The sequence below is a fragment of the Sphingobacterium puteale genome (assembly GCF_003627955.1).
Lineage (GTDB): Bacteria > Bacteroidota > Bacteroidia > Sphingobacteriales > Sphingobacteriaceae > Sphingobacterium > Sphingobacterium puteale.
Map to the genome: position 1 here is coordinate 339,882 of NZ_RBWS01000005.1, position 12,590 is coordinate 352,471.

The window sequence follows — 12,590 nt, forward strand, 5'->3', positions numbered from 1 at the left end:
CATCGAATTTTGTCTCCTTATTAAGATTAAATTTAAATAATATGCGAAAAATACCTATGCTTGTCGCAACAATATGGAGTCTACTACTAACTCAAACACATGCGCAGGAAAAACAGCTATTCCATGGAACAGTCTTGAATGAATACAACTCACCGCTAGCCGGAGCTACGATCACCGTACTTAAAACCAACCAGCATACCGCAACAGACCATCTTGGCCAGTTTATATTGTCTACATTGGCCAAAGGCACTTATGATATCCGGATCAATGCAATCGGTTACAAAACAATCAAGCAGAAAATATCGATCGATCCGGCACATCCAATTACCTTATCATTTCCCATGTTTCGTGCAGAAGAATCTTTACAGACCGTGGAAATCTATGGGCGCAAAGAAAAGTCTTATCGCAACACACAGTCCTTTATCGGCAGCAAGACCGAAACCAAATTACGCGACTTGCCGCAGTCTGTTTCTTATGCGACCAAAGAGCTTATTGCCGACCAAGGATTGATGCGTGTAGGTGAAATAGTTAAAAATTTCAGTGGTGTAAATCAGTTTACCTTTTACGACGATATTACGATCCGTGGTTTTCGGATCAACGGAGGATCCAATACCCAGCTGGTCAATGGCATGCGTACCACAACAGGATTCTGGAAACAGCCGCTGGCCAATTACCTGGAACGGGTCGAGGTATTGAAAGGCCCATCGTCGGCCCTCTTCGGAAATGCAAGTCCCGGGGGTGTTGTGAATCGTGTCACAAAAAAACCGCTCGATGAGGCACGGAAATCGCTGCAATTTTCTGTGGGAAGCTTCAACAACCTCCGGGCCCTTGCCGACTTTACCGGGCCTATGACGACAGACAAAACGCTACTCTACCGCCTCAACATTGGCTATGAAAATGCGCAAAGTTTTAGGGATCTCCAGTTCGATAAAAACTTGGTCTTAGCACCGTCATTCTCCTTTATTCCTTCAGAAAATACGCGTATCAATTTTGATATGGTCTATAATGATTCGAAGTCAAGACTAGACCGCGGACAATCTGTCTTTGCCAACGGCGATCTCTATTCGACGCCTATCAGTCAATCCATGAGCACGGCCAATGATTTTCTGAACGAACAAACCTATATGGTGACCGCTTCGTTGAATCACCGTTTCAATGAAAAATTGAGTTTCAATGCATCTTATATGAAAACAGGCTATGCGGAGGATCTGTCGGAACATCGTTCGGCCAATGCCTATGCTGTAGACGGCAAAGGAAATAATATTGAAAATATGGTTGCAAGACAGGTTTTCATCCGAAACAGAAAACGGTTTGTCGATAATATCACTGCTTTCTTCAATTATAATGTCAACACGGGTAGGCTCGCGCATAAACTCATTGCCGGTTATGACTATGCACAGGAAGTGCTCCCTGTAGGTGGTTCACAGCTGACAGCGAGTGGCTACAGAAATAAAGATAATACAGGCAGCATTGCTAAGTTTGATCCTAAAAATATCAATAATTATTTACTTGACGAAAATGGCAACCCAGTACCCAATGTATCTAGCTTTGATCTCAGCAACCCGCTAATAAGTCAACAGTTACAGGACGAAAGCAAGTATTTTTTTGCACCGGCATCCACTACATCAGTTGATCCTACCTATTATCATCTGAATGCATTGTATGTGCAGGATCAGCTCACTCTGGGCCCGCTTCAATTATTGCTGGGGTTACGGTATGAGAACTATAAGGATATCGCCAATTATAAAACCGATCAGGCCGAGAATGTACACCAAGATGTCATACTGCCACGCTTCGGTGCAGTGTATACCATTAATCCGCAGATTAACCTATACGGAACCTATGTCAAAGGCTATAACCCACAGACAGCTTCGGCACTGGCAAATCCAAACGCGGGCGGGCCATTTGATCCGCTCGAAAATGACATGACCGAGTTTGGGTTAAAAACAGCCTGGTTGGACGGAAAATTGCAGGCGAGTACCGCCATCTATCAGATCAATCAGAAGAATACGCTTTATCCTGCCCCCACTGCGGACAATGCGGATTTGATGGAACAGATCGGAAAGGAAAGATCCAAAGGCATAGAGTTTGACATTCAGGGCCAGATTCTCCCGCACTGGAGTGTTATTGCCTCTTATGCCTACAATGACGCCAAGATTACCGAAGGTGGAAATAATGAAGAACTGAACAGACAAAAACCCAATGCGCCTCAAAATACGGCAAACATCTGGACCAGATTTTCTATTCCTTCCGGAAAAGCAAAAGGCCTGGGGATCGGCATCGGGGCCAACTATGTGGATAAGCGAAACCTTTCCATTAAACAATACCAGTCGGTACCCTCATACAGTTTACTGAACGCAGCGCTATACTATACCATTGGGAAGGTACAACTGCAGGCCAATTTTAATAATATCACCAACAAAACACATTGGGTAGGTGGTTATGATTATATCCGTCTATTCCCGGGTGCACCACGCAATTTCTTATTTACCCTGGGCTATACCTTTTAAGTATGACTTTCAAAAAGATAATGCTTTTTTTACACCGCTGGATCGGATTATTGTCCGGTCTGGTGGTTTTCATCGTGAGCATTACTGGCGCCATTTATGTCTTTGAGAAGGAGCTATTTGCCCTATTTCACCCCTCTTATGTGACGGTAGCGGCACAGAAAGGCGAGAAAACACTTCCCCTTTCGATCTTGAAGGCAAATGCTCAGCATGTCACCGACCATCCCATTAACATTATCCGCATTCCCGCTACCACCGGTCAGCAGGAAGCCTATATTTTTGAGGCCCTTAAACGCCGACCCAAAAATGATATCGTGGGTGCATTCGTGAATAAAGAAATCATCTATTGGGACCGTATTTTCGTAGATCCCTACAGCGGGCGCGTTTTAGGAAAAATAGATGTCGAGACTAATTTCTTCTGGATTGTAAGGCAGATCCATCAATTCTTATATCTCAGGCGCGACGTAGGGAGCACCATCGTCGGCAGCAGCGTCCTGCTGTTTATCATTACGCTACTTTCAGGTCTTTTCCTGTGGTGGCCCAAAAACCGTAAGGTAGCTGTTAAACGGCTCAAGATCAATTTCAGCACGAAATGGAAGCGTCTCAACTATGATCTTCATCAGGTTTTGGGGTTTTATGCTTTCTTGGTTGCTCTGGTCATTGCGGCAACTGGTTTAGTCTGGTCCTTCAAGTGGTGGGAGACGAGCATATACTGGCTTATGGATGGTAAGCGACCCAATATGCAGATCGAAGCGCCAAAAGCTCCAAACAATACGATGAGTGAGGCCAGCGCTGCTTCGTTAGACCTGATATGGTCCGATGTCGTGAAAAAGCACACGGTACATCAGGGCGTTTTTATCAATTTGCTTCATGAGGTTTCCCAAGCCAATGCAACCATCTATAATAAAGGAAACACCGGGTGGTCGGCCTCGGATACCCATGCCTATGACCTCCGTAATGGAAAGCACTATTTTAAGAGGCTGCAAAGTGATAAAACATTAGGCATGAAATGGAGAAATTCCAATTACGACATTCATGTCGGAAAAATAGCCGGCAGGACAGGCATGTGGATCGCATTTGTAGCAAGCTTAATCTGCGCCTCCCTACCGGTTACAGGCTTCTGCATCTGGTATGGCCGAAAATTTAAGAAGAAAAAAATGCGTTCGTAGCCACTTCAATCAAATCCGGCTGCAACCAGCACCCATTATTGTCCCTCAATCCTCATAATAGGCATCCATCAGATTTTTCCTTTCCATAGTTGCAACGTCGATATATTCAAACTTTTTATACTGACAGAATGATCCCATATCTTTATCTCCATTGATAAAGATACCACCTACCAGAATCACATATTTGCACGGGTATCGGGTTTCTTTTACCAACACTTCAATGCGTTCGTCTATCGCTTCATACATGACTTCTGTCGCTTCAAAAATTTGGTTTTCCGCATTCAGTATTCTTTCTTTGCTGTGGAGAAAAATTTGCTCAATGGTATTTATCTGAAAATCCAGCGAAGTGATATTTCCTTCAATGATCTGTCCGGCTGCCAGTTTGGCAAGGGCCCCTTTTGCTGCCCCGCAGCAGGCAGAATTGGACCGTTGTCCTATTCTGCTTATCTCTCCGATCTGCCCATCCCGGGTAATCCCGATGTGCGGCGCATAAAAAATGATCACAGCCCCATCTTCAGGGACATGGTGCGCAAATGCCCCCATCCCCGTAAGTCCGGCAAAAGGAAAACCGTCTAGTCCTCCCAGGTGAAATGGACCGAGCATTTCATAGGCTCTAGGAGGATATTGTATGGCATTGACGTCGTCGCAGCACATACTGTCCGCATGCATTAACTGCTTAGGTTTTAATTCCAGGTATTTTTCAATCGTGTCCAATAAACGATTGACCGTATCAATAGACGTTAAGGCCTTTGGATACCATTTTCTTACAGATTCTATACTCATAATTTTATTATTTTTTACATGACGATATTATTCACGGGCTGTATCGCGGGAGGAAGCTCCTTTTCGCCCAAGATTTCACGCAGGTCAATTTCAATGTTCCTGCTGATCTGTGTGATCGGGATATCGTTGGCATTACCCTCAAATGGATTTTCCGTACTCTCCCCGATTTGTTCCAGCACCAGAAACACCCAGCCCAAAAGAATGCTGAAAGGAACGGTAAGCCAGACGATATGATCGCCAAATTTTTCGATCATTTTAGAAAACTCCCCCAAAAACCCCAAAGGAAGCAAAAAGCAGAGCGCATTTGTGAAATAGAGATTGATACTCGAAAACTGGCGTGGATAGGGAAAATTTTTGATTCTTTCACATTTTCCCTGCTGATCATACAATTCCTTGAACTGATTTTCAAGTGCGGTATAATTATAAGCCGAAATTTGACCTGCTTCATTTAATTCCCTTAACTGCGCAGACTGTAAGGCAATGATCTGGGTCGCCCTATTTTTTGTGGAAAGCACATACTTAAGCTCATCATCGCTTAAAAAGTTTATGAGTTCCTCATCAAGCTTACCTTTCCATTCAGGAACTTCATAGTACCTGAGAAACTCTTTATTGTAGCCTTTTGTTTTTACATGTTCCCAGCTTTTTGTTTCCCTGAGCTGAAACCTCAATGCCGTGAGCCAGGCAAAATGACGATAGATGATCTGCTGATGCACCGCCTGTTCCTGTACCTTATCGTCCATTCTTATGAAATCCCGCACCAAGATCCCCAAACTGCGGCTGTTGTTGATGATCGCACCATAGATCTGACGGGCTTCCCAGCTCCGGTTGTAAGTCTGCGTATTCTTGAATCCCGAAATGAATGCCGCTGCCGTCCCCAGCAATGCGACCGGAACCCAGGGGATAGCCAGCCATTTCCAGTCCATAAAATAAAAAAGTGCAGTTGGAATAACACTCAAAATAAGCATTTTATAAATCTTCATCCTGGTCCAGGGAATGAAATGGTAAAGTTTGTAATGTGAGCCTGTATTCATAAATAAGTTAATTTTTTGATGAAAATTTGCTGATCAGAATCCCTACCAGTACAACCGTGTAAAATTGACCGGCTATTCCCACAAATGCGGTGACCAATTTGGTCACATGCGTATTGGGCGTAATATCTCCAAATCCGATACTGGTGAAAGTAATCGAACAGAAGTAGACCAGATCCATAAATGTAAGTGCGGAGGAGGACTGATCAACTCCTTTAAAAGATGCGGGATCGCGGTACTGGAAAAATTGCAGTGCGAACACCGAGATTTCTATCAGTAACATATACCCGCATATGGCCGCCGAAATAATATCCGTATTGATATATCCGGGTTTTATCAGAAACCGGAGCACCTCCATAAAAAGAAAGCAAAAGAACACCACATAGTTGATATTCAAAAAGGTAAAATACCAGGGTAGCTCCTTAAAAAATGGGATGCCAACAGGTAATAACAAAATGATGATGAAATGCAGATTTCTGAACCAGTTTCCCCAGCTATGTTTTCCGGTGAACAACAAGATAGACCCTACTCCCAATACGAGCATGTTGACCGGCCATATGACACGGGTATAAAAATCCAGATCCGTAAGAAATATTCCTACAAATAAATGCTGCATCAGGACGAGCAGAAGAATTTCATATTTTCTTTTCTGCAACTTTTGAATGATCATCGGCGATTTTAATAAAAATTGAAAGCTGGTCATCATTAACCGAAGATACTCAAGTTTTTAGCAATATCCTTGTTGGCATAGGGCGGAAAAACATCCAATTCAAGATCAGGATTCCCGATCAACATGGCTTTGGTGTTACTCAATGCATCGAAGCCTGCTTTGCCGTAATATTTTCCCATCCCGGAATATCCTACTCCGCCAAACGGAAGGCTGTCGATCCAACAGTGCAGGTTTGTCTGGTTGATACAGCCTCCGCCAAATGAAACCGAATTCAGGAAATGGTCAATATTCTTCTGGTTTTTGCTGAAGATATAAGCAGCGAGCGATTTAGGTTTTCTTTTGATGATATCCACCATTTCTTTAAAATCAGCATAGACCATCACAGGTAAAACCGGTCCAAAGATTTCCTGTTGCAAAGCCGGATCTTCCCAAGTACTTGGATACAATATTGTGGGCTCGACGTACCTCGCTTTGATGTCATATCTGCCGCCCAAAACTACTTTTTCGGGAATGATATAAGAAGCGACTCTTTCCGTGTCATGCTCACTGATCATTCGTGCAAAATCAGGGCTTTGCTGCGGATCTTCGCCGTACATTTTTAGGGTTGACTTTTTCAATTTATCAATGAATTGGCTTGCAATACTTTCATGGACATATACATAGCCCGGCGCAATACACCACTGTCCCGAAATTGCATTGTGCCCCCATGCGATTCTGTCTACGGCAATATCAAGATTGGCAGTCTCATCGACGACGGTAGGGTTCTGTCCGCCCAGTTCCAAGATAACCGGAGTAAGGTTTTCTGCCGCAGCCCTCATGATCACTTTTCCCACAGATGAACTTCCTGTAAAAAAGATAAAATCAAAGGGCAGCTTCAGGAGTTCCGTAATTTCCTCCCGCCCTCCTGTCACCACATTGACCGCCTGCGGTTCAAAGTATCGGGGGATCAGCTCCGCAAAAAGTGCAGCCACGGTAGGCGTGGTATTGGCGGGTTTGAGAATAACCGGATTCCCTGCTGCAAGGGCCGCAATGGCAGGATCCAAAAGCAGTAGAACAGGCGCATTAAACGGTCCAATAACCAATGTTACTCCGAAAGGCTCTTTATAAATGATCCCCTTATTACCAGTTTTTTCAAGTCCTTCCGGTATGGCAACCGGCTCCGGCTCCATTAATTTCCGGAGGTTTGCTTTGTAATATTTAATATTGCCCAGCGGTACGGTAATTTCAAATAGCTGTTCAAAAGGCGGTTTATTAAAATCCTGCTTTAATGCCCGGCAAAATGCTTCCTGATTTTCGACAAGCATTTTTTCCAGCCTGTTGAGCTGATCAATGCGCCATTCATAGGTTTTGGTGCCATCCGTAAAGAAAAATTCCTTCTGTACATCAAAAATTGACTGATAATTGCTCATAACCTTATGTTTTGGAGGGCTAATCAGCTTGTCCTATATCGAGACGCGAGATTTTTCCCTCTGTGTTGAAATGAAATTTAAAGTAGGTCCTAAAGTCGCCCCAGCTATCTGTATGGAAGTTTCCATAGATATCTTTTCCATTATTCTCTACTTTATCAATACTGGTAAAGCGTTCATGCCCACAGGCTTCCTTTACAAATTTCTGAAAGTCCCTCGGACTTCCGTCATCGTACAATTTTGCATCCGCGGTAAAGAAAGACAAAAAAGCTTGACTGTCTCCTTTTTGCCAGGCGTCGAAAGCCTTTTTTACGATGCTATCTGTTAGTTTATTGGTATCCATATTATTCTTTTGTTGTGTTTTGATCGATTTATTAACCGAAGAAGGGGGCTGCTGTCCACAGGCTGTAAACCCAGTAGCGCAGATTGCGATCGCCGTCATTATATTTCTCATGACTATGTATTTTTCAAGGGATATTGCAGGTAGATAATCACTAGGTTCAGTAGTAAAAACGGCAGTTCGATCAGCACCCCTTTCAGATCTTTATCCAGCAGATGCAGACAAATGATCAGCAAAATTCCTGCTGCCATTAAAAAGTTTCCCCAGACAAAAGTCTTCGGGAACAAGATCATTAACGCGGCAATCATCGTAACCGCACCATTTATTGCCAGTGCTGTTTTGTTAAATCCCCATTTACTGAACATGTCCATCATGGCGGGTTTCCCCATCAGCATGGCATAGCCCTGTTTTATTCCCATAAATACAGCGATGAGGATCAATATCGAATTAATCAGTCTGATTATCATAATTTTAGGCTTAAAAGTAAAAATGGATAATGGGTTTTATTTAAAATTACCATTATCCATTATCTGATCAATTATTTCTGGTTAATCAACTATTATCTTGTGGTATAACCGCCGTTGGCAAAAATAGTTTGCCCGGTGATCCACCAACCGTCCGTTACCAAGAATTCTACCAAAGGCGCGATATCTTTGATATCTGTCAGTCCGCCCAGCGCAGAAGCTGATTTGTGATAGGCTACCGCATCATCACTCTCCTGTCCGTAAAAGAAAGGCGTATCCATCGGCCCCGGAGCTACTGCCGTCACGGAGATGCCTCTGTTTCCGAATTCTTTCGAGGCCGCTCTTGTAAAATGCTCGACCGGTGCCTTAGCTCCAGCATATGTTGAATACAATCCAGTATAGGCAGCCAGCAAGGAAGTCACAATCGTACAGATTTTACCGTGATCGTTTACTTTTTTACCAGCTTCCTGCAGGAAGAAATAAGCCGATTTTGAATTGATTCCGAACATGGTATCATATTCTGCCTCTGTCGTTTCGACAAATGGCTTTTTCAAAACCATACCGACGGTGTTGATGGCGATATCAATTCCACCGAAAGTTTTTATGGCTTCATCAAAAAATTTGGTGATATTACCTACCTGGGTCAGGTCTCCCTGAAATAAAAATGCTTCAGCACCCAGGGCTTTGACATCAGCCAATGTTTTTTCACTTTCTGCTTTTGAGCTTTCACTATTAAAATGAATAGCCAGCTTTGCTCCTTTTGCTGCAAAATCTCTGCTTAATAAGCCGCCAAGGTTTTTTCCACCTCCGGCAATCAGGACTACTTTCCCTTTTAAATCGTTGTGTGCCATAATTTAGTTTCTTGTATAATTAAATTTACAAAAACTGACGGAATATTCCGTCAGTTTTTGTAAAAAAAATTTATGCGCTTATTGAATCCCAGCACATTTGTAAAAATAGGGCTATTGTAGCGTCATCTATGTCCATCTTTTCATCCATCGCCCACAGGAGCCAACCGTTGATCGTGCTGAACGTAAACAGCCTTAAGCGTCTTGCCGTTAATGGCTTGAATAAATTCTGATCCAGGCCCAGCGCATATAATTCGTCAAATTTCAGAAAGTCCGTCATGGCTATTTCATGGATCTCTTTTGTCAAGATCGGTGATGCTGCAAATTGATAAGAAAACTGGAATTCCAACGGATGCTCAAGAAAGTACCGAATGACCCTTTCCCAGAGAAAATTGAACTGATCATGTAGACTGCCCTGTTTCTTATAATTTTTGAAAACATAGGCAGATTCGCTGGCCTTTTGCCGTATCCAAATCTGCTGTACGATCTCTTCCTTGCTATTAAAGTTTCGGTATACGGTACCGATACCCACGTTTGCTTCGGCTGCTATCTGGGCAATGGTAACTGCATGCAACCCTTGGGTTACGAAGAGTTTAAGGCCCGCCTTTAATATCTGCTCTCTTTTCAAAATAAAATAAATATAGCCTCAAATTTAACAAAATATATCTTGAATAAACTATAACAACATATATTATGACATATATGCCCGAACTGGGGCAGGCCCACTGCCGCTCTATAAACTGAAAAATATCCGGGTATAGTATATACCTCAAGGTAAAAATATTATCTTTAACACTGAAAGTGAATTAAACGATTAAACAAGAAAATGATAGACAACAAAGACATTATCTCCATGGCGGAAGTTCAGATCAGAAGCTTTGTCGAATCCAAAAGGCCACAAGATATTGAGGTGAGAAAGAAATTGGATTTTGGGTATACCTGGGATGGACAGACTGCCTTATTGTTTGAGATACGTCCGCAATGGAATAATCCAGCTAACATACTACATCTCGAATTTGCGAAAATAAAATACGTAAAATCTAGCAAGCAATGGAAGCTATATTGGCGGCGGGCCAGCGGTAAATGGGAAGCTTACGAACCAATACCTTCAAGCGACAACCTGCAGGAGCTAATAACTGAGATCAGCCATGATGGTTATGGCTGTTTCTTTGGCTAAAAAACATAACAAAAAAGCAGTCTATATCGACGGTATAGGCTGCTCATATATGCATGTAAATCGGTCAACTGTGATCATTAGCCGAACATACAAATACTTATCCTGCGACACTAGGCCTGGAGGCTAAGAAATATACCTTGAGCATTATTTCCTCCATAATTTCCAAATAAAATAAACTACAAGCACGCCCAATACAACTATCACAGCAATGGTTTCAATCCGGACATCCTTCTTTTCCTGCTTTAGGACGGAGTTCTGTGTGCTAATTACTTTTTTGCTATTCTGGTCAGTACGCATATTTTCTTCTGCCGCTGACGTCCACGACTGGTGAACATACAGCCTCCCTCCCTTTGCGTTCAACCCGCTGTCTGGGCGAAAAGAAAACAAGCTATCCGTCTGAAGATACCAATAGGTGAACAGGCTGTCCTGCTGTCTGTAATGAAAAAGCAGATTCCGATTTTCATATTGACCGGCACTCGTTTCGGAATTTTTCTCCAGTTGTTTTCTATCACGGAATACCGCACAGGCTACGATCAAGAGGCAGCTGGATAAACTCAGGACCATAAGCATTCTTTTCACTTTCATAACACATATTTTTAATCAAATAAATTCAGGCACAAACCATATGGTGTGCCTGAAACAACAATAAATCGACCATCACTCAACCCAGTTGGCCATGGCATAGATTGTGGACAAGGGCCTTCTTCTGGATTCCACGCGGTCATGACTGTTGCCCTCGATGGAAATTATTAAGGCACCATCGACTGCCTTCACCAGCCCCACATGGTGGATACGCTGCAGCTCGCCGCTGTAGATCGCAAATAGATCAGCACTCTTGAACCTCCCCTTTCGGATATCTGGTGCAGCATATCGGCGGGCCTTTGGAAAAAGCGCCGGACTCCAGGCACTTCGCGGTGCCCCAAATCCAGCTTGCCCATAACACCAGCTGGCAAATGCAGCACACCATTCATAACCCATCCCTAGCCCAACGTAACCAAGGTATTCCCCTACTCTTTGCCCCTGATTGTCACCCCCCTCTTCCGATACGCCGAGCTCGGCAGTAGCGATCTGAATAAGTTTATTTCGCTGCTCCCTCTCTGAAGACAGGTATATGCGACCGATCTGTCCGTTAATCGGCCCAGCTTCCCAAAAACGGGATTCACCCGGCGTAGCCCGGTTACTTAAAACAGCATTTTTAATAGCTGGAGAAAAGCAAAGAGAAAAAGAAAGAATACCGAGAAGTAGAGAATAGATTGTTGCCATGAACTCAATTGATTAAAGTGATAATAAATGTCCTGCCTATAATATTTGAAGGGTTTCCACAAGTATTCTTGCAGCCAGGTACAGCAGCAGATAAATACCAGCCCCGCCATCAGCCCAAAATAAAGCAGCGAAAAGGCCCCCAGATCCAATATGCCCGCTGCAGGGTCTAAAAATTGCAGCGTGCTTCCTACAAATAAGAAAACAATCGCCAGCAACAGGCTGACCATAGCGAGCACATATTTAGGCTCGATCAGCAGCTTTTCATCGGGACTGAACCAGCCCCTTTTGATTTCTACACTATTCATAATGTTGTACTTTTAAATGTTAAAAAATTAGATAATGATCATACACTTCCAAGATACTGACTGCGGGAATACTGGATCCCATCCCGGTTCCTGACCAGTACATAGAGGTCCAGTCTTACTTCCCACATATAATCGGGCAGCTCCAGCACCATAGCCGATGCCGAACGGATCACCGGCTTTTCATTGCGGACTGCAACCTGCCCTTTTTGGTCATAGGCCAGCAGCAGCACCTCATCATCGTGGTTTACCGATGTGATCTCGCCACCATCGAAGTCTACCTGCAGCATTGCCGTATCCCGTGTGATTTGGCCGACAGTGATCCCCCGGACAGGGCCATCCGAGAGCAAGATAAGTGCGGGATCGACGAACAGATCAGGGTATTCCCCCTTGATGGCATATTTGATGGCATGCGCCATCGCCAGGTTGCGTGCCGTCAGCCTCTTTTTTGCCTGCCGGACGCGCTGGCCAAATCCTTCTTTGATGATCGAGGCCAGGGGATACAGAAATTGGTTGGCCAGATAGAATCTGTGCTGCATGAGCAGCTGCCCCATGGGTTTGTTTTGATTTCTTTGATTCATCTATGCTTTTTTTATGTTAATAAATGAAATTTTAAGGTCAGTTTTTTAAGAC

The 12,590-nt window shown here is 43.6% G+C and carries 15 protein-coding genes; 3 read left to right on the plus strand and 12 right to left on the minus strand.

Annotated elements, in window-relative coordinates:
• The first annotated feature begins 41 nt into the window (after window positions 1-41).
• Window positions 42-2,510 (plus strand): TonB-dependent receptor, encoded by a 2,469-nt coding sequence (locus D7322_RS06905; protein ID WP_121122588.1) that lies wholly within the window; start codon window positions 42-44, stop codon window positions 2,508-2,510.
• A gap of 2 nt (window positions 2,511-2,512) precedes the next feature.
• Window positions 2,513-3,676 (plus strand): PepSY-associated TM helix domain-containing protein, encoded by a 1,164-nt coding sequence (locus tag D7322_RS06910; protein WP_121122590.1) that lies wholly within the window; start codon window positions 2,513-2,515, stop codon window positions 3,674-3,676.
• Between the two features lie 45 nt (window positions 3,677-3,721).
• On the opposite strand, the gene D7322_RS06915 is transcribed toward D7322_RS06910, so the two are convergent.
• The 8 genes from D7322_RS06915 to D7322_RS06950 form a co-directional block, all read right to left on the minus strand.
• Window positions 3,722-4,459 carry a hypothetical protein gene (locus tag D7322_RS06915; RefSeq protein ID WP_121122592.1) on the minus strand — a complete coding sequence of 246 codons (738 nt, stop codon included), beginning with the start codon at window positions 4,457-4,459 and terminating at the stop codon, window positions 3,722-3,724.
• Window positions 4,460-4,473: 14 nt separating this feature from the next.
• Window positions 4,474-5,490 (minus strand): bestrophin family protein, encoded by a 1,017-nt coding sequence (locus D7322_RS06920; RefSeq protein WP_121122595.1) that lies wholly within the window; start codon window positions 5,488-5,490, stop codon window positions 4,474-4,476.
• Between the two features lie 7 nt (window positions 5,491-5,497).
• A complete protein-coding gene (locus D7322_RS06925; RefSeq protein ID WP_121122787.1) occupies window positions 5,498-6,157 on the minus strand; it encodes a potassium channel family protein in 660 nt (219 codons plus the stop codon).
• 35 nt (window positions 6,158-6,192) lie between these two features.
• The gene (locus D7322_RS06930) at window positions 6,193-7,566 is read right to left on the minus strand and encodes an aldehyde dehydrogenase family protein (RefSeq protein WP_121122597.1); all 1,374 of its coding nucleotides are present in this window, start codon (window positions 7,564-7,566) and stop codon (window positions 6,193-6,195) included.
• A gap of 19 nt (window positions 7,567-7,585) precedes the next feature.
• A complete protein-coding gene (locus D7322_RS06935; protein WP_245971276.1) occupies window positions 7,586-8,017 on the minus strand; it encodes a nuclear transport factor 2-like protein in 432 nt (143 codons plus the stop codon).
• 2 nt (window positions 8,018-8,019) lie between these two features.
• Window positions 8,020-8,370: a DoxX family protein gene (locus D7322_RS06940; RefSeq protein WP_121122599.1), complete on the minus strand. Its 351-nt coding sequence runs from the start codon at window positions 8,368-8,370 to the stop codon at window positions 8,020-8,022.
• A gap of 92 nt (window positions 8,371-8,462) precedes the next feature.
• Window positions 8,463-9,218, minus strand: coding sequence for an SDR family oxidoreductase (locus tag D7322_RS06945; RefSeq protein ID WP_121122600.1), 756 nt, complete (start codon window positions 9,216-9,218; stop codon window positions 8,463-8,465).
• Window positions 9,219-9,288: 70 nt separating this feature from the next.
• Window positions 9,289-9,843, minus strand: coding sequence for a TetR/AcrR family transcriptional regulator (locus D7322_RS06950; RefSeq protein WP_183078627.1), 555 nt, complete (start codon window positions 9,841-9,843; stop codon window positions 9,289-9,291).
• Between the two features lie 198 nt (window positions 9,844-10,041).
• Between D7322_RS06950 and D7322_RS06955 the strand changes: the two genes are divergently transcribed.
• On the plus strand, window positions 10,042-10,392 hold the full coding sequence (locus D7322_RS06955) for a DUF3024 domain-containing protein (protein ID WP_121122604.1): 351 nt from the start codon (window positions 10,042-10,044) through the stop codon (window positions 10,390-10,392).
• Window positions 10,393-10,536: 144 nt separating this feature from the next.
• Here D7322_RS06955 and D7322_RS06960 read toward each other — a convergent pair whose 3' ends face one another.
• The 4 genes from D7322_RS06960 to D7322_RS06975 all read right to left on the minus strand — a co-directional run bounded on the left by D7322_RS06960 (window position 10,537) and on the right by D7322_RS06975 (window position 12,538).
• Window positions 10,537-10,977: a hypothetical protein gene (locus tag D7322_RS06960; protein WP_121122606.1), complete on the minus strand. Its 441-nt coding sequence runs from the start codon at window positions 10,975-10,977 to the stop codon at window positions 10,537-10,539.
• A gap of 72 nt (window positions 10,978-11,049) precedes the next feature.
• Entirely contained in the window at window positions 11,050-11,655 is a 606-nt protein-coding gene (locus tag D7322_RS06965; protein ID WP_121122608.1) for a CHAP domain-containing protein, read from the minus strand.
• Window positions 11,574-11,960, minus strand: coding sequence for a hypothetical protein (locus D7322_RS06970; RefSeq protein ID WP_121122610.1), 387 nt, complete (start codon window positions 11,958-11,960; stop codon window positions 11,574-11,576). Before D7322_RS06970 ends, D7322_RS06965 begins: the two co-directional genes overlap by 82 nt.
• A 38-nt stretch (window positions 11,961-11,998) precedes the next feature.
• Entirely contained in the window at window positions 11,999-12,538 is a 540-nt protein-coding gene (locus D7322_RS06975; protein ID WP_121122612.1) for a DUF6266 family protein, read from the minus strand.
• Between the last annotated feature and the right edge of the window lie 52 nt (window positions 12,539-12,590).